The organism is Citrobacter sp. 172116965, from assembly GCF_013458095.1.
Taxonomy (GTDB): domain Bacteria; phylum Pseudomonadota; class Gammaproteobacteria; order Enterobacterales; family Enterobacteriaceae; genus Citrobacter; species Citrobacter braakii.
On sequence record NZ_CP046673.1, the window covers coordinates 4835034 to 4851396 of the forward strand.

Annotated in this window: 16 protein-coding genes and 1 riboswitch; of the genes, 9 read left to right on the forward strand and 7 right to left on the reverse strand. The window is 53.8% G+C overall.

The genetic code is table 11. The features are described 5' to 3' along the window. Window positions 1-11: 11 nt before the first annotated feature. From hupA to nudC, 5 genes are all read right to left on the reverse strand, one after another. A complete protein-coding gene (gene hupA, locus GPJ68_RS23400) occupies window positions 12-284 on the reverse strand; it encodes a nucleoid-associated protein HU-alpha (protein WP_001044509.1) in 273 nt (90 codons plus the stop codon). Between the two features lie 186 nt (window positions 285-470). After that, window positions 471-1061 carry a YjaG family protein gene (locus GPJ68_RS23405; RefSeq protein ID WP_008787112.1) on the reverse strand — a complete coding sequence of 197 codons (591 nt, stop codon included), beginning with the start codon at window positions 1059-1061 and terminating at the stop codon, window positions 471-473. Window positions 1062-1094: 33 nt separating this feature from the next. Further along, entirely contained in the window at window positions 1095-1775 is a 681-nt protein-coding gene (nfi, locus tag GPJ68_RS23410; RefSeq protein WP_047359002.1) for a deoxyribonuclease V, read from the reverse strand. 9 nt (window positions 1776-1784) lie between these two features. Beyond that, window positions 1785-2849, reverse strand: coding sequence for a uroporphyrinogen decarboxylase (gene hemE / locus GPJ68_RS23415; RefSeq protein WP_046276272.1), 1065 nt, complete (start codon window positions 2847-2849; stop codon window positions 1785-1787). A gap of 43 nt (window positions 2850-2892) precedes the next feature. Continuing rightward, entirely contained in the window at window positions 2893-3666 is a 774-nt protein-coding gene (nudC, locus tag GPJ68_RS23420; RefSeq protein WP_016155312.1) for an NAD(+) diphosphatase, read from the reverse strand. Between the two features lie 96 nt (window positions 3667-3762). Between nudC and GPJ68_RS23425 the strand changes: the two genes are divergently transcribed. From GPJ68_RS23425 to thiH, 7 genes are all read left to right on the forward strand, one after another. Continuing rightward, window positions 3763-4251: an Rsd/AlgQ family anti-sigma factor gene (locus GPJ68_RS23425; RefSeq protein WP_016155311.1), complete on the forward strand. Its 489-nt coding sequence runs from the start codon at window positions 3763-3765 to the stop codon at window positions 4249-4251. Window positions 4252-4300: 49 nt separating this feature from the next. Then, window positions 4301-4423, forward strand: a riboswitch (TPP riboswitch). An 83-nt stretch (window positions 4424-4506) separates the two neighbouring features. Next, window positions 4507-6405 carry a phosphomethylpyrimidine synthase ThiC gene (thiC, locus tag GPJ68_RS23430; protein WP_104652257.1) on the forward strand — a complete coding sequence of 633 codons (1899 nt, stop codon included), beginning with the start codon at window positions 4507-4509 and terminating at the stop codon, window positions 6403-6405. Beyond that, the gene (thiE, locus tag GPJ68_RS23435) at window positions 6405-7040 is read left to right on the forward strand and encodes a thiamine phosphate synthase (protein ID WP_016157945.1); all 636 of its coding nucleotides are present in this window, start codon (window positions 6405-6407) and stop codon (window positions 7038-7040) included. Before thiC ends, thiE begins: the two co-directional genes overlap by 1 nt. Beyond that, complete coding sequence (locus GPJ68_RS23440) at window positions 7033-7791, forward strand: HesA/MoeB/ThiF family protein (RefSeq protein ID WP_180837020.1); 759 nt, start codon at window positions 7033-7035, stop codon at window positions 7789-7791. The genes thiE and GPJ68_RS23440 overlap by 8 nt, the downstream gene beginning before the upstream one ends. Beyond that, complete coding sequence (gene thiS / locus GPJ68_RS23445) at window positions 7772-7972, forward strand: sulfur carrier protein ThiS (protein WP_016155307.1); 201 nt, start codon at window positions 7772-7774, stop codon at window positions 7970-7972. Before GPJ68_RS23440 ends, thiS begins: the two co-directional genes overlap by 20 nt. Window position 7973: 1 nt before the next feature. Continuing rightward, window positions 7974-8744: a thiazole synthase gene (gene thiG / locus GPJ68_RS23450; protein WP_016157944.1), complete on the forward strand. Its 771-nt coding sequence runs from the start codon at window positions 7974-7976 to the stop codon at window positions 8742-8744. Then, window positions 8741-9874, forward strand: a complete 1134-nt coding sequence (thiH, locus tag GPJ68_RS23455; protein ID WP_016157943.1) for a 2-iminoacetate synthase ThiH — start codon at window positions 8741-8743, stop codon at window positions 9872-9874. The genes thiG and thiH overlap by 4 nt, the downstream gene beginning before the upstream one ends. Window positions 9875-9994: 120 nt before the next feature. Here the strand turns inward: thiH and cspA are convergent, their stop codons facing one another. Further along, the gene (cspA, locus tag GPJ68_RS23460) at window positions 9995-10207 is read right to left on the reverse strand and encodes an RNA chaperone/antiterminator CspA (protein WP_016155304.1); all 213 of its coding nucleotides are present in this window, start codon (window positions 10205-10207) and stop codon (window positions 9995-9997) included. A gap of 1090 nt (window positions 10208-11297) precedes the next feature. Here cspA and GPJ68_RS23465 point away from each other — a divergent pair. Then, window positions 11298-11603, forward strand: a complete 306-nt coding sequence (locus GPJ68_RS23465; RefSeq protein WP_180837022.1) for a PTS sugar transporter subunit IIB — start codon at window positions 11298-11300, stop codon at window positions 11601-11603. Window positions 11604-11607: 4 nt separating this feature from the next. Beyond that, window positions 11608-11925 (forward strand): PTS lactose/cellobiose transporter subunit IIA, encoded by a 318-nt coding sequence (locus tag GPJ68_RS23470; RefSeq protein WP_016155302.1) that lies wholly within the window; start codon window positions 11608-11610, stop codon window positions 11923-11925. 147 nt (window positions 11926-12072) lie between these two features. Here the strand turns inward: GPJ68_RS23470 and rpoC are convergent, their stop codons facing one another. Next, window positions 12073-16296 (reverse strand): DNA-directed RNA polymerase subunit beta', encoded by a 4224-nt coding sequence (gene rpoC, locus GPJ68_RS23475; RefSeq protein ID WP_016155301.1) that lies wholly within the window; start codon window positions 16294-16296, stop codon window positions 12073-12075. Between the last annotated feature and the right edge of the window lie 67 nt (window positions 16297-16363).

Consider the following 16363-nt stretch of genomic DNA (forward strand, 5'->3'; position numbering starts at 1 on the left):
TGCCACGCGAATTACTTAACCGCGTCTTTCAGTGCTTTACCAGAAACAAATGCCGGTACGTTAGCTGCGGCAATTTTGATTTCTTTACCGGTCTGCGGGTTGCGGCCAGTGCGCTCAGCACGGTGGTTCACTTTGAAGGTACCGAAACCAACCAGTTGTACAGCATCGCCTTCTTTCAGAGACTCAGTAATAGCAGCCAGAGTGGATTCCAGAGCAGCTTTAGCCTGTGTTTTAGACAGTTCTGCTTTGTCTGCAATTACATCAATCAGTTGAGTCTTGTTCATAAGTTATCCTTACAATGTGTTTATCGCTTGCTAAGCATCGAGTGCGACGGAAATGCCAGAAAAGCACTCTCCTGCATACACGCACCGATAGCCACTTTTTTTCGCCCCCCAAATGTAGACCAGACCGGGGGCGGATGGGAAGCCTTCAGGCACGACAAATCAGGCGTTAAATCACGTTTTATGGTGTCATTGCTGAAAATTTATACCAATATTGCTCTCGCCAGCCTCGCGCAGGTCTGCACGAAGCCCTTTTATCAGCTCAATATCGCGTTCTTCACAGTCGGCTAAAAGTCGGAAAATTTCCCACTGAATATCCCATTCTTGCTCAACGGCCGGGTTATCTTTGAGCTCTTCATCGGTCATTTCGCGACCAGCCTGGGTCATTTCCAGCATCGCAACCGTCGTAATCGAAGCCTTACTAACCTCAATTGCATGTTCCAGCGTTTCACCGCTAAGACGCGAATGCATCAGTTCGCTTAATGCCACACAGGCATCAATCGCCGGATAAACGCCGTACAGATCGTAATCGTCTGCTGAAGGAATAGCCTCTTCAAATTTTTCCAACTGGCTATCGAAATTGATTTTCGCGTCTTTAACCGTCAGCGCTTCCCAAATCAAATCCAGAATTCGGCGGTAAATTTGTCCATCGCCAAATTCGGTTTGCTTACAGAACATGGCGTAGTTGGGGTACATGCGTTCGCACAGACAGGCCATAAACGTGACGTGCTGCCAGCTTTCCAGCTTCTCCAGACGCAGATGAATCGGATTTTGTAACATGATGAGTTCTCAAATACGGAAATTAGCGGCAGTTTACCCGATATGGGGCGTTTTTGCTGCAAGCCGCGTAAAAGCAGGGCGTTCGGATGCCACCGCATCTGCCCAGCGTGTTGGTTCCGGCAGACGATAGCCGTTCATACAGCGTTGTACCCACGCTAACGCGCTGTCCTGGTTCACGCGATGACCCGTAGAGATAAACAGCGGGTTACAGCGTGCTTTGCTGCGCCAAACCCATGCCAGCTGTTCGCCTTTATCCAACAACGGCGCTAACGCTCCAGGTTCGGCGGCGAGCGGCTCAAACTTGCCGCACAACCGTTTTTTCGCCACGCCAATCGTCGGGACATCCACCAGCAGGCCAAAATGGCTGGCCACGCCCAGACGGCGAGGGTGAGAGATCCCGTGACCGTCAACGAACAGCAGATCAGGCTTGTGCGAAAGCTGCTGCCAGGCGGCCATCAGCGCGGGTGTTTCGCGAAAGGAGAGAAAGCCAGGAATGTAGGGCATGGTGGTGGCGATTCGCGCCACCGTGTATTCAACCAGTTCCAGCGAGGGGTACTTCAGTAAGACCATCGCGGCTCGCGTCACTTCGCCCCCCTGCTCGAACCCAACGTCCGCCCCGCCGATCAGATCCGGTGGATCGTTCCTCAGGCGATCCTCGCGGATCACTGAAGAGGCCAGTTCAAGCTGCTGCGCGCGTAATGACGCAAGATCCATAATGACTCCTTAGCGGTGGTACTGTTCAGACAACCGATGTACCGCCTCCACAAAGACACCCGCATGCTCTGGCGGGACATCCTGATGAATGCCGTGGCCCAGGTTAAAGACATGGCCTTCACCCTGACCAAAACCGGCCAGAATCGTCGCCACCTCTTCTTCGATGCGGGCTGGCGGCGCATACAGCATGGACGGATCCATATTGCCCTGCAGTGCCACTTTATGACCTACACGACGACGCGCATCGGCAATGTCAGTGGTCCAGTCCAGACCTAACGCATCACAGCCGGTTTCCGCCATCGCTTCCAGCCACTGACCACCGCCTTTAGTGAACAGCGTCACCGGTACGCGACGACCTTCGTTCTCGCGCATCAGGCCGTCGACGATTTTGTGCATGTAATACAGGGAGAACTGCTGATAGTCGCGACCGGTCAGCACACCGCCCCAGGTGTCGAAAATCATTACCGACTGCGCGCCCGCTTTGATCTGCGCGTTCAGGTACAGAGTGACGCTCTTCGCCAGCTTATCAAGCAGCAGATGCAGCGCCTTTGGATCGGCGTACATCATCTTTTTAATCACGGTGAAGGCCTTACTACTGCCGCCTTCGACCATATAGGTCGCCAGTGTCCACGGGCTACCGGAGAAGCCGATCAGCGGCACTTCGCCTTTCAGTTCACGGCGGATAGTGCGCACCGCATTCATCACATACCCCAGCTCATCTTCCGGGTCCGGGATCGGCAGTTTGTCGACGTCAGCCTTGCTGGCGATCGGTGAGGTAAAGCGTGGGCCCTCTCCGGCTTCAAAATACAGCCCAAGTCCCATCGCATCGGGAATCGTCAGGATATCCGAAAAGAGGATCGCCGCATCAAGCTTATAGCGACGCAGCGGCTGCAGCGTGACTTCGCAGGCCAGCTCGGCATTTTTGCACAGCGCCATAAAATCGCCCGCTTCGGCACGCGTGGCTTTATATTCCGGTAGATAGCGGCCCGCCTGGCGCATCATCCATACCGGAGTGACATCAACGGGCTGGCGCAGCAGCGCACGCAGATAACGATCGTTCTTCAGTTCGGTCATTTTTCCATTCCTTGAGCTATTTCACGCCAGTGTAACATGTGTGTCACTCATACTCTGCCCGACAGAGGGCGACAGTATCTTCAATCAATCGACGCGCGACGGTGCCCGGCGGGGGCAGGAGCGGTAAATCGTCGTAGCGATACCAGTTCGCTTCCAGCAGTTCTTTCGGGTCAATAACAATTTCGCCGCTATCATACTCTGCCATAAATGCGGTCATCAAAGACTGTGGGAACGGCCACGGCTGAGAAGTGACGTAGCGCAGGTTTTTCACCTTAATGCCGCTCTCTTCCATGACTTCGCGTGCCACCGCCTGCTCGAGGGTCTCGCCCACTTCGACAAAACCCGCCAGCACGGTATGCACGCCGTTACGATGGCGAACATGTTGAGCAAGCAGAATAGCGTCGTCACGGCGAATAGCGACGATAATGCAGGGGGCAATTTGCGGGTAGTAGCGTTCTCGACAGTGGCTACACAGCATCGCCCATTCCGTTTTACTCGGGTGCATGGGATGACCGCAGTAACCGCAGAATTTATGTGAGCGGTAGAACTCGGCCAGTTGTACGCCGCGTCCGGCCAGTTGAAACAGGCCAACATCCTGGTCAATGACCTGGCGCACAGACCCCATATCGTGCCGACGCTGCTGCTGCACCAGCCAGACCGTCTCCCCTTCCCATTCGCCTATAGGAAGTGCACGCTGCCCGGTCAGATCAAAACTTGCTGCGTCGCCGTAAGGCAGTTCGCCATGAGGCAACCATAACTTTTGCTCATGACTGACAATCCACCAGCCGCTATCTAATTTTTCAATTATACGATCCATATCTCTTGCGCAACCTTTGCTTCACAGGCATGTTGTTTACATTATTTTTACATTTACGGGTGAGCCGTTCCTAAACACCATCTTGCGGAGTCAATCATGCTAAACCAGCTGGAAAGCCTGACGGAGCACGTCGGAGGAAGTAACAAACTGGTTGATCGCTGGCTACATGTACGTAAGCACCTGCTCGTGGCTTACTACAATCTGGTTGGCATTAAGCCAGGCAAAGAATCGTACATGCGGCTCAATGAAAAGGCGCTGGATGATTTTTGCCAGAGCCTGGTCGATTACCTTTCCACCGGACACTTCAGTATTTATGAACGTATTCTCCATAAATTGGAAGGGAACGGGCAGCTTTTAAAAGCCACAAAAATTTGGCCGCTCCTGGAAGCCAATACGCAACTGATCATGGACTACTATGATTCCAGTCTGGAGACCGCCATTGATCACGATAACTTCCTTGAATTTCAACAGGCCTTATCGGATATCGGCGAGGCGCTGGAAGCCCGGTTCGTGCTGGAAGATAAGCTGATCATGCTGGTTTTTGATGCGATGCACGAGAGTGGCATGATCAAACGTCCTGCTTGAGATTTGCGACATTAACGCGTAATTTACATTCATTACCTCTTTTTGAGGTTACTTCTTGTCGGAGTGCTTATTTTCCACAGCAGCATGAGTGGAAAAGGCTGAGACCGTTAATTCGGGATCCGCGGAACCTGATCAGGTTAAAACCTGCGAAGGGAACAAGAGTCAATCTACAACCGTATCGCCCTTTGGCGTTCGTCTCTCTTGCTTCATCCGTCGTCTGACAAGCCATATCCTTACTTTTATTTGGAATGAGCTATGTCTGCCACTACTAAACCATCACGCCGCGAACAGCGCGCCCAAGCCCAACACTTTATCGACACGCTGGAAGGTACCGCCTTTCCTAACTCAAAACGTATCTACATCACCGGTTCGCAGGCGGATATTCGCATCCCGATGCGCGAAATCCAGCTAAGTCCTACGCTGATTGGTGGTACGAAAGACAACCCGCAGTTTGAAGAGAACGAAGCCGTGCCGGTGTACGACACCTCCGGGCCGTACGGCGATCCTGATGTGGCGATTAACGTTCAGCAGGGTCTGGCGAAACTGCGCCAGCCGTGGATTGCGGCGCGTAATGATAGCGAAGAATTAGACGACCGTAGCTCCGCTTATACCAAAGAACGTCTGGCCGACGATGGCCTGGACGAGCTGCGTTTCAGCGGCCTGCTGACGCCAAAACGCGCCAAAGCCGGCAAGCGCGTTACCCAGTTGCACTATGCCCGTCAGGGGATGGTTACCCCGGAGATGGAATTTATCGCCATCCGTGAAAACATGGGCCGCGAGCGCATTCGTAGTGAAGTGCTGCGCCATCAGCATCCAGGGATGAACTTTGGCGCTCGCCTGCCGGAAAACATCACCCCGGAATTCGTGCGTGATGAAGTCGCTGCGGGCCGCGCGATTATTCCTGCCAACATCAACCACCCGGAATCCGAGCCGATGATCATCGGCCGCAACTTCCTGGTGAAGGTGAACGCCAACATCGGTAACTCGGCGGTGACCTCCTCCATTGAAGAAGAGGTGGAGAAGCTGGTGTGGTCGACCCGCTGGGGCGCAGATACGGTGATGGACCTCTCCACCGGCCGCTATATTCACGAAACCCGCGAGTGGATCCTGCGTAACAGCCCGGTGCCGATCGGTACCGTACCGATCTACCAGGCGCTGGAGAAGGTTAACGGGATCGCCGAAGATCTCACCTGGGAAGCCTTCCGCGACACGCTGCTCGAACAAGCCGAACAGGGCGTCGACTACTTCACCATTCACGCGGGCGTACTGCTACGCTACGTGCCGATGACCGCCAAACGCCTGACAGGAATTGTCTCGCGCGGCGGTTCGATCATGGCGAAATGGTGTCTCTCTCATCACAAAGAGAACTTCCTGTTTGAACATTTCCGCGAGATTTGCGAAATCTGTGCCGCCTATGACGTTTCGCTCTCTCTCGGCGACGGCCTGCGTCCAGGCTCGATTCAGGATGCCAACGACGAGGCGCAGTTCTCCGAGCTGCATACGCTGGGCGAACTGACCAAAATCGCCTGGGAATACGACGTGCAGGTGATGATTGAAGGCCCGGGTCATGTGCCGATGCATATGATCCAGCGCAATATGACCGAAGAGCTGGAGCACTGCCATGAAGCGCCGTTCTACACCTTAGGGCCGTTGACGACAGATATCGCGCCGGGCTATGACCACTTCACCTCCGGCATTGGTGCGGCGATGATCGGCTGGTTTGGCTGTGCGATGCTGTGCTACGTCACGCCAAAAGAGCACCTTGGCCTGCCGAACAAAGAAGACGTGAAGCAAGGGCTGATTACCTACAAGATTGCCGCCCACGCCGCTGATTTAGCCAAAGGCCATCCGGGTGCGCAGATCCGCGATAACGCCATGTCGAAAGCGCGCTTCGAATTCCGCTGGGAAGACCAGTTTAACCTCGCACTCGACCCATTCACCGCCCGCGCCTATCACGATGAAACCCTGCCCCAGGAGTCCGGCAAGGTTGCCCACTTCTGCTCCATGTGCGGGCCGAAGTTCTGCTCGATGAAAATCAGCCATGAGGTCCGCGACTACGCCGCCGCACAAACCATTGAAATCGGAATGGCGGATATGTCGGAGAACTTCCGCGCCAAAGGCGGCGAAATCTACCTCAAAAAAGAGGAGGCGTGATGTACCAGCCTGATTTCCCGACCGTGCCGTTCCGCCTCGGGCTTTACCCGGTGGTAGACAGCGTTGAATGGATTGAACGCTTGCTGCAGGCAGGTGTGCGCACGATCCAACTGCGCATTAAAGATAAACGTGATGAAGAGGTCGAAGCCGACGTCATTGCCGCCATAGAGTTGGGGCGTCGCTATGACGCTCGCCTGTTTATCAACGATTACTGGAGTCTGGCAATTAAGCACAACGCGTACGGCGTGCATTTGGGCCAGGAAGACCTCGAAACCACCGACCTGAAGGCGATTCAGGCGGCGGGGCTACGCCTGGGTGTTTCCACTCACGATGATATGGAGATAGACGTAGCGCTGGCTGCTAAGCCTTCTTATATCGCGCTGGGTCATGTCTTCCCGACGCAAACCAAGCAGATGCCGTCGGCCCCGCAGGGTCTCACGCAGCTGGCAAGCCATAGTAAACGACTGGCGGATTACCCCACTGTCGCTATCGGCGGCATCAGCCTTGAGCGCGCCCCAGCGGTGCTGGCGACCGGCGTTGGCAGTATTGCCGTGGTCAGCGCCATAACCCACGCCGCAGACTGGCAGGCAGCCACGGCGCAGCTACTGGACATTGCGGGAGCCGGCGATGAATGACCGCGATTTTATGCGCTACAGCCGCCAGATCCTGCTCGCCGACATTGCCATTGAGGGCCAACAAAAGCTGCTCGATAGCCATGTGCTGATCGTCGGTTTAGGTGGGCTCGGCTCGCCTGCGGCACTGTATCTGGCGGGAGCGGGCGTCGGCACGCTGACGTTGGCGGACGATGATGACGTTCATCTGAGCAACCTGCAGCGGCAAATATTGTTCACCACCGATGATATCGCCCGCCCGAAAGCACAGGCGGCAAAGCGACATCTGGCACGCCTTAATCCGGACAGCGAGCTGGTCGTCCTTGAGCAGCGGCTGACCGGTGAGGCGCTCCGGCATGCGGTAGCGCGTGCCGACGTGGTGCTCGACTGTACCGACAACATGGCGACGCGCCAGGAAATTAACGCCGCCTGCGTGATGCTCAACACTCCGCTCATCACCGCCAGCGCTGTGGGCTTTGGCGGCCAGCTAATGTTACTGACGCCACCGTGGGAACAAGGCTGTTACCGTTGCCTGTGGCCGGATGATGTAGAGCCGGAACGCAACTGCCGCACCGCCGGCATCGTCGGCCCGGTTGTGGGCGTGATGGGCACCTTGCAGGCGCTGGAGGCGATTAAATTACTCAGCGGCATTGAAACTCCCAATGGAGAGCTACGCCTGTTCGACGGTAAAACCAGCCAGTGGCGCAGCCTCGCGCTGCGTCGTGCCAGCGGCTGCCCGGTCTGCGGAGGACAACATGCAGATTCAGTTCAATGATGAGCCGATGCAGTGCGCCGAGGGACAAACCGTCAGCGGGCTGCTCACTGCGCTAAATCAACTTAAACCGGGAGCGGCGCTGGCGCTCAATCAGCAGATCCTGCCGCGCGAGCAGTGGGAGCAGCAAATCGTGCAGGAAGGCGACCAGATCCTGCTTTTTCAGGTTATTGCAGGGGGTTGATATGTTACGTATTGCCGACAAAACGTTTGATTCACATCTGTTCACCGGCACCGGAAAATTTGCTTCGTCGCAGCTGATGGTCGAGGCGATTCGCGCCTCCGGCAGCCAACTGGTGACGCTGGCAATGAAGCGCGTGGATTTGCGCCAGCACAACGATGCCATTCTAGCCCCACTTATCGACGCGGGGGTGACGCTACTGCCTAACACCTCTGGGGCGAAAACCGCGGAAGAGGCTATTTTCGCCGCCCAGCTGGCACGTGAAGCGCTGGGCACAAACTGGCTAAAATTAGAAATCCACCCGGACGCCCGTTGGCTATTGCCGGATCCGATTGAAACGTTAAAAGCCGCGGAAGCATTGGTGAAACAGGGCTTTGTGGTGCTGCCCTACTGCGGCGCGGATCCGGTGCTGTGTAAGCGGCTGGAAGAGGTCGGCTGCGCGGCGGTAATGCCGCTCGGCGCGCCCATCGGTTCTAATCAGGGACTGGAAACGAAAGCGATGCTGGAGATTATTATCCAACAGGCAACCGTACCGGTGGTGGTTGATGCGGGTATTGGCGTCCCCAGCCACGCCACACAGGCGCTGGAAATGGGTGCCGACGCAGTGCTGGTCAACACGGCAATCGCCGTGGCCGACTGCCCGGTCACGATGGCTACCGCCTTCCGTCTGGCGGTTGAAGCGGGCCTTCTGGCGCGCCAGGCGGTACCAGGAAGCAAAAGTTCGCAGGCAAGCGCCACCAGCCCGTTAACCGGATTCCTGGAGGCCTTCGTATGAAAACGTTCAGCGACCGCTGGCGCCAGCTTGACTGGGATGACATCCGCCTGCGTATCAACGGTAAAACCGCCGCTGACGTGGAGCACGCCCTCAACGCTTCACAGCTTAGTCGCGACGATCTGATGGCGTTGCTCTCCCCTGCCGCCGCCGACTTTCTGGAGCCGTTGGCACAGCGAGCGCAGCGCCTGACCCGGCAGCGCTTCGGCAACACGGTCAGCTTTTATGTTCCGCTGTATCTCTCGAATCTTTGCGCCAACGACTGCACCTACTGCGGCTTTTCCATGAGCAACCGTATCAAACGCAAAACGCTGGACGAAGATGAGATAAAACGAGAGTGTACCGCTATCCGTGAGCTGGGTTTTGAGCATCTGTTGTTGGTCACCGGTGAACATCAGGCAAAAGTCGGAATGGATTACTTTCGTCGCCATTTGCCCACCATTCGCCGCCAGTTTGCCTCATTGCAGATGGAAGTTCAGCCGCTGTCAGAGGCTGAATATGCGGAGCTGAAGACGCTGGGACTGGATGGCGTGATGGTGTATCAGGAGAGCTATCATGAGGCGATTTACGCTCGCCACCATCTGAAGGGGAAAAAGCAGGATTTCTTCTGGCGACTGGAAACGCCAGACAGGCTGGGCCGCGCAGGGATCGACAAAATCGGTCTTGGCGCGTTGATTGGTTTGTCCGACAGCTGGCGGGTCGATTGCTATATGGTGGCTGAACATCTGCTGTGGATGCAGCAGCATTACTGGCAGAGCCGCTACTCCATCTCCTTCCCTCGCCTGCGCCCATGCACCGGTGGCGTTGAACCCGCATCGATCATGGACGAGCGACAGTTGGTCCAAACCATTTGCGCGTTTCGTTTACTGGCGCCAGAAATTGAGCTGTCGCTCTCCACCCGCGAATCGCCATGGTTCCGTGATCATGTGATCCCGCTGGCGATCAACAACGTCAGCGCCTTCTCAAAAACACAGCCCGGCGGTTATGCCGATAACCATCCTGAACTGGAACAGTTCTCCCCACACGACGCCCGTCGCCCAGAAGCCGTTGCTGAAGCACTAATGGCGCAGGGGTTACAGCCCGTGTGGAAGGACTGGGACAGCTATCTGGGACGCGCTTCGCAGATGCCGTAAGTCCGGAGCAATCGCATAAAACGAAAAAACCCGCTTTCGCGGGTTTTTTCTTCACTGTCACTTAACTGCTCAGGCTCTGGCCTTCATCGCTATCGTAAGCATTAGTGAAATTATCGGCGATTACAGCGCGACAACATTAACAGCAGACGGGCCTTTAGCGCCATTCTCCACAGAGAACTCCACTTTTTGACCTTCGTCTAATGTTTTAAAATCGTTACTCTGGATAGCAGAGAAATGCACAAACACGTCCTTGCTACCGTCCTGAGGAGTGATAAAGCCGAAGCCTTTCTCAGAGTTAAACCATTTTACTAAACCAGTCATTTTGTTAGACATAGATACTTCCTTTCATATTTTTGAGCCGCTTAAGCAGCGAAGATGGCCTGTTTTGCAGAAATTAACTTATGGGGCACTTAGGGAGGAGGCTCATGAAGAAGAGTATCTGAGGATAACGCTTGAACTGAGAACTGCTTTACTAAAACTGCTTTCATAAGGTCTGTGTATCAAACCGATGTCGCTATAGTAGACTTACTTCTAATCAATAAGCAAGCATTAATTTATTTAATAATCGATTAGCGCCGAAATGTTACACCATCGCGGTTGAGCATTTCAGGTAACAACGTGATCTAAAATGAACAAAAGCCCTGACCATTGCAGTCAGGGCTTTAAGTTACTACACACTTCAAATTTAACATTAATAAACTTAACGATTTAATACTGCTGATGGTACTACTTTAAAATGTACACGTTTACTACAGATAATATTGGATATTGATACTAACTAAAACCGTCCTCTATTTACCGTTAAACACATTCCACCCGCTTGATAATAGAACTCAAGGCTGGTGACCTAAACAAGTACACTTCCCCTCGCGACATATACTCTTTGATGCGTTGCCTTATTTCCCTTGCGATAACCAGAAAACAGAAACCGCAAACATTTACTATTAAATCATGGCGTTACATCGTCGCGTTTTACTAACTATTTGCGATTAGATATATCAACTACGTGGCCTGAAAGCATTGTCGAGGTGAATAAATAGCGTTTTCAGCATCGACTATCCCATACAAAAATACTTCGTGGCCTTTATCGCAACCCCCAATCAAGCTCTACTAACACTTACTACGTTAACAGCAAACTACAATTTCTCCGCTGTTAAGTATTAACATACGGGTTTAAAAAACGCTGTCAATACTGTTTTTTATAACATGTCTTTATTAACAGTGATTATATATTCCTGCATATGATAAATGGGTCAACAATCGCCAACTCAGGGCCAGATCGTAGGGTTGAGCCTCTTTTTGTAACCGGTTTCAGAAAAAGTGACTTTCTTTGTGATGCTTTGCACACAATCGTTGCAAAGCAGTTGTTGCTGCGGCTGGCTCGCGATAATTATCAACCCACACATGTTGATCGAGACTGCTTATGAAAAACATCGTTTTATGCTGTGCCGCCGGAATGTCCACCAGCATGCTGGTGCAAAAGATGAAAGATGCCGTCCAGAAAAAAGGAGTCGACGTCACTATCAAAGCGGTCCCGGTGGCTGAGTTTGAAGAGAATATCGCCACTGCGGATATCGTATTGCTCGGCCCACAGGTTAAGTATGAACAGGCCAAGCTGCAGGCGCTCGCCGACCCGCTAGGAAAAAAAGTCGCCGTTATCGATATGATGGATTACGGCATGATGAAAGGCGATGCGGTACTGGACAAAGCGCTGAAACTACTGGAGTGATGGCATGGAAGAGTTAGAAACGATCATCATGGAATTATTGGTAAACGCCGGAGCTGCGCGCAGTCAAGCCCTGACGGCGTTGCAACTGGCGCGTAAAGGTGATTTCGCCGGGGCAGAACACGCGATGATGGAATCTCGCGAGTATGTTAAACAAGCGCATAAAATCCAGACCCAACTGATCGGAATTGACGAAGGTACCGGCAAACTACCGGTTAATCTCATCACCGTCCATTCCCAGGACCACCTGATGAATGCCATGGTGATTCAGGATCTGGCAGGCGATATGATTGAACTGTATCGACGCTTGCCACCAGTAAACTGATCGGATGGCGTAAGCCGTAGGCCTCATAAGCCTGGCGTCATCATGCCGGATGGCAGCTGATGCCTTATCCGGCCAACATAATACATCTTAAATCCATCGACATAAAAAAACCCGCCGAAGCGGGTTTTTTATTAGCGTCAGCAACGATTAATCGTTGTCAGAACCACCCAGGCCTGCGTTCAGCAGTTCTGCCAGGCTGGCAGACGCATCTTCAGCAGTCACCTGCGGAGCAGCTGGCAGTTCGCCCGCTGCGCGGCGGCGCATACGATCCTGGTGGTACGCATAACCGGTACCCGCCGGGATCAGACGACCCACGATAACGTTCTCTTTCAGACCGCGCAGTTCATCACGTTTACCTGCAACAGCGGCTTCGGTCAGGACACGCGTGGTTTCCTGGAACGATGCTGCAGAGATGAAGGACTCGGTTGCCAGAGACGCTTTGGTGATACCCAGCAGATCGCGGGAGAATGTTGCACCCACTTTGCCGTTCGCTTCCAGATCGCGGTTAGCAATCTTGACGCGGGAGTATTCAACCTGCTCGCCTTCCAGGAAGTCGGAGCTACCAGCGCTTTCGATGGTGGCTTTACGCAGCATCTGACGAACGATAACTTCGATGTGCTTATCGTTAATCTTAACGCCCTGCAGACGGTATACGTCCTGAACTTCGTTAACGATATAACGAGTTACAGCATGCACACCACGCAGACGCAGGATGTCGTGCGGCGCTTCCGGACCGTCGGAAACAACGTCACCACGTTCTACACGTTCACCTTCGAACACGTTGAGCTGACGCCATTTCGGAATCATCTCTTCGTACGGCTCGCTACCGTCTACCGGGGTGATAACCAGACGACGTTTACCTTTGGTTTCTTTACCGAAGGAAATGATGCCGCTGATTTCAGCCAGGATTGCCGGCTCTTTCGGACGACGTGCTTCGAACAGGTCTGCAACGCGCGGCAGACCACCGGTGATATCCTTGGTACCGCCGGATTCCTGCGGAACACGCGCCAGGGTGTCACCAGAACTGATCTGTACGCCATCTTCCAGCTGAACAATCGCTTTACCCGGCAGGAAGTACTGAGCAGGCATATCGGTGCCAGGGATCAGAACGTCGTTGCCCTGAGCATCAACAATTTTCAGTGCCGGACGCAGGTCTTTACCACCCGCAGTACGTTCTGCAGAATCCAGAACCACCAGAGAAGACAGACCGGTCAGCTCGTCGGTCTGACGAGTAATGGTCTGGCCGTCGATCATGTCAGTGAAGCGGACGAAACCACTCACTTCGGTGATAACCGGCATGGTGTGCGGATCCCAGTTCGCTACGGTTTCGCCGCCAGCAACCTGTTCGCCATCACCTTTCGCCATAACGGAGCCGTAAGGCACTTTATAGCTTTCTTTGGTACGGCCGAATTCGTCGATCAGTTTCAGTTCGGTGTTACGTGAAGTGATAACCAGTTTACCGCTGGAGTTAACAACCGACTTCGCATTGCTCAGACGGATGCTACCTTTATTTTTCACCTGGATGCTGGATTCAGCAGCCGCACGAGATGCCGCACCACCGATGTGGAACGTACGCATCGTCAGCTGTGTACCCGGTTCACCGATGGACTGTGCCGCGATAACGCCGATTGCTTCACCTTTATTGATGATGTGGCCACGCGCCAGGTCACGACCATAGCAGTGCGCACATACACCAAAGTCGGTGTCACAGGATACAACGGAACGGACTTTGACGGAGTCAACGGAGTTCTCTTCCAGCAGGTCACACCACTGTTCGTGCAGCAGCGTGTTGCGTGGAACCAGAATATCCGCCGTACCCGGCTTCAGAACGTCTTCAGCAGTCACACGACCCAGAACGCGATCGCGCAGCGGTTCTTTAACGTCACCACCCTCGATAACCGGGGTCATGGTGATGCCTTCCAGCGTGCCGCAATCGTCTTCAGTAACAACCAAGTCCTGCGCAACGTCAACCAGACGACGAGTCAGATAACCGGAGTTCGCTGTTTTCAGTGCGGTATCCGCCAGACCTTTACGAGCACCGTGAGTAGAGATGAAGTACTGGAGTACGTTCAGACCTTCACGGAAGTTCGCGGTGATTGGCGTTTCGATGATGGAGCCATCTGGCTTAGCCATCAGACCACGCATACCAGCCAGCTGACGAATCTGTGCTGCAGAACCACGCGCACCGGAGTCGGCCATCATGTAGATGCTGTTGAAGGAAACCTGCTGCTCTTCTACGCCGTCACGGTTAATCACGGTTTCGGTTTGCAGGTTATCCATCATCGCTTTGGATACACGATCGTTCGCCGCAGCCCAGATATCGATAACTTTGTTATAGCGTTCGCCCGCGGTTACCAGACCAGACTGGAACTGCTCCTGGATCTCAGCAACTTCAGCTTCCGCTTCAGAGATGATCTCGTGTTTCTTCTCTGGGATGACCATGTCATCAATACCAACAGATGCACCTGAACGCGCTGCATAAGCAAAGCCGGTGTACATTGTCTGGTCAGCGAAGATAACGGTCGGCTTCAGGCCCAGAATGCGGTAACAGGTGTTCAGCATTTTGGAGATTGCTTTCTTGCCCAGCGCCTGGTTGACGATGGAGAAAGGCAGACCTTTCGGTACGATCATCCACAGAATGGCGCGACCAACGGTCGTGTCTTTCAGGCTGGTGTGCGCAACGAATTCGCCGTTTTCATCTTTTTCGTATTCAGTGATACGCACTTTAACGCGCGCATGCAGAGAGGCCAGACCTGCGCGATAGATACGCTCAGCTTCTTTCGGGCCAGTCAGCACCATGCCTTCGCCTTTGGCGTTAACACAGTCACGGGTCATGTAGTACAGACCCAATACAACGTCCTGAGACGGAACGATGATAGGTTCGCCGTTCGCCGGAGACAGGATGTTGTTGGTAGACATCATCAGCGCACGCGCTTCGAGCTGGGCTTCCAGCGTCAGCGGTACGTGAACAGCCATCTGGTCACCATCGAAGTCGGCGTTATATGCCGCACAAACCAGCGGGTGCAGCTGGATAGCTTTACCTTCGATCAGTACCGGTTCAAATGCCTGGATACCCAGACGGTGCAGGGTTGGTGCACGGTTCAGCAGTACCGGGTGTTCGCGGATAACTTCGTCCAGGATATCCCAAACGACAGCTTCTTCACGCTCAACCATTTTCTTAGCGGCTTTGATGGTGGTGGCCAGGCCACGCAGTTCCAGCTTGCCGTAAATAAACGGTTTGAACAGTTCCAGTGCCATTTTCTTCGGCAGACCGCACTGATGCAGACGCAGGTATGGACCTACGGTGATTACAGAACGACCGGAGTAGTCAACACGCTTACCGAGCAGGTTCTGACGGAAACGACCCTGTTTACCTTTGATCATATCGGCCAAAGATTTCAGAGGACGTTTGTTAGAACCGGTGATCGCACGACCACGACGACCGTTATCCAGCAGGGCGTCAACCGCTTCCTGCAGCATACGTTTTTCGTTACGTACGATGATGTCCGGCGCAGCCAGATCCAGCAGACGTTTCAGACGGTTGTTACGGTTGATCACGCGACGGTACAGATCGTTCAGATCTGATGTTGCGAAACGACCACCATCCAGCGGAACCAGCGGACGCAGATCTGGCGGCAGAACCGGCAGAACGGTCAGGATCATCCACTCTGGCTTGTTGCCAGACTGTACGAATGCTTCCAGCAGTTTGATACGTTTGGTCAGCTTCTTACGCTTGGTTTCGGAGTTGGTTTCGTTCAGCTCTTCGCGCAGAGTTTCGCACTCTTGCTCCAGATCCATGCTCTTCAGCAAGGCCTGGATTGCTTCCGCACCCATCTTCGCGTCGAATTCGTCACCGAACTCTTCCAGCGCGTCCAGATACTGCTCTTCAGTCAGGATCTGTTGACGTTCCAGGTTAGTCATACCGCCTTCGATAACCACATAAGATTCGAAGTACAGTACGCGTTCGATATCGCGCAGCGGCATATCGAGCAGCAGACCGATACGGGACGGCAGAGATTTCAGGAACCAGATGTGAGCGGTCGGAGACGCCAGCTCGATGTGGCCCATACGCTCACGGCGTACTTTAGTCTGGGTCACTTCAACGCCGCACTTCTCACAGATCACACCGCGGTGTTTCAGGCGCTTGTACTTACCGCACAGGCACTCATAGTCTTTTACCGGCCCAAAGATACGGGCGCAGAAAAGGCCGTCACGTTCAGGTTTGAACGTACGGTAGTTGATGGTTTCCGGCTTCTTAACTTCACCGAAAGACCATGAACGGATCATGTCTGGCGAGGCCAGAGCAATTTTGATCGCATCAAACTCTTCGGTTTTAGTCTGCGCTTTCAGAAACTTTAATAAATCTTTCACGGATTTGCTCCCGTCGGAGTTAGCACAATCTGGCGCTGGCTGTTACGCCAGCACCAGTGACCTGTTT

What these genes read in the sequence shown, in the direction of transcription:
- hupA (WP_001044509.1), bottom strand. Translation starts at nt 284, where the DNA reads ATGAACAAGACTCAACTGATTGATGTAATTGCAGACAAAGCAGAACTG.
- GPJ68_RS23405 (WP_008787112.1), bottom strand. Translation starts at nt 1,061, where the DNA reads ATGTTACAAAATCCGATTCATCTGCGTCTGGAGAAGCTGGAAAGCTGG.
- nfi (WP_047359002.1), bottom strand. Translation starts at nt 1,775, where the DNA reads ATGGATCTTGCGTCATTACGCGCGCAGCAGCTTGAACTGGCCTCTTCA.
- hemE (WP_046276272.1), bottom strand. Translation starts at nt 2,849, where the DNA reads ATGACCGAACTGAAGAACGATCGTTATCTGCGTGCGCTGCTGCGCCAG.
- nudC (WP_016155312.1), bottom strand. Translation starts at nt 3,666, where the DNA reads ATGGATCGTATAATTGAAAAATTAGATAGCGGCTGGTGGATTGTCAGT.
- GPJ68_RS23425 (WP_016155311.1), top strand. Translation starts at nt 3,763, where the DNA reads ATGCTAAACCAGCTGGAAAGCCTGACGGAGCACGTCGGAGGAAGTAAC.
- thiC (WP_104652257.1), top strand. Translation starts at nt 4,507, where the DNA reads ATGTCTGCCACTACTAAACCATCACGCCGCGAACAGCGCGCCCAAGCC.
- thiE (WP_016157945.1), top strand. Translation starts at nt 6,405, where the DNA reads ATGTACCAGCCTGATTTCCCGACCGTGCCGTTCCGCCTCGGGCTTTAC.
- GPJ68_RS23440 (WP_180837020.1), top strand. Translation starts at nt 7,033, where the DNA reads ATGAATGACCGCGATTTTATGCGCTACAGCCGCCAGATCCTGCTCGCC.
- thiS (WP_016155307.1), top strand. Translation starts at nt 7,772, where the DNA reads ATGCAGATTCAGTTCAATGATGAGCCGATGCAGTGCGCCGAGGGACAA.
- thiG (WP_016157944.1), top strand. Translation starts at nt 7,974, where the DNA reads ATGTTACGTATTGCCGACAAAACGTTTGATTCACATCTGTTCACCGGC.
- thiH (WP_016157943.1), top strand. Translation starts at nt 8,741, where the DNA reads ATGAAAACGTTCAGCGACCGCTGGCGCCAGCTTGACTGGGATGACATC.
- cspA (WP_016155304.1), bottom strand. Translation starts at nt 10,207, where the DNA reads ATGTCTAACAAAATGACTGGTTTAGTAAAATGGTTTAACTCTGAGAAA.
- GPJ68_RS23465 (WP_180837022.1), top strand. Translation starts at nt 11,298, where the DNA reads ATGAAAAACATCGTTTTATGCTGTGCCGCCGGAATGTCCACCAGCATG.
- GPJ68_RS23470 (WP_016155302.1), top strand. Translation starts at nt 11,608, where the DNA reads ATGGAAGAGTTAGAAACGATCATCATGGAATTATTGGTAAACGCCGGA.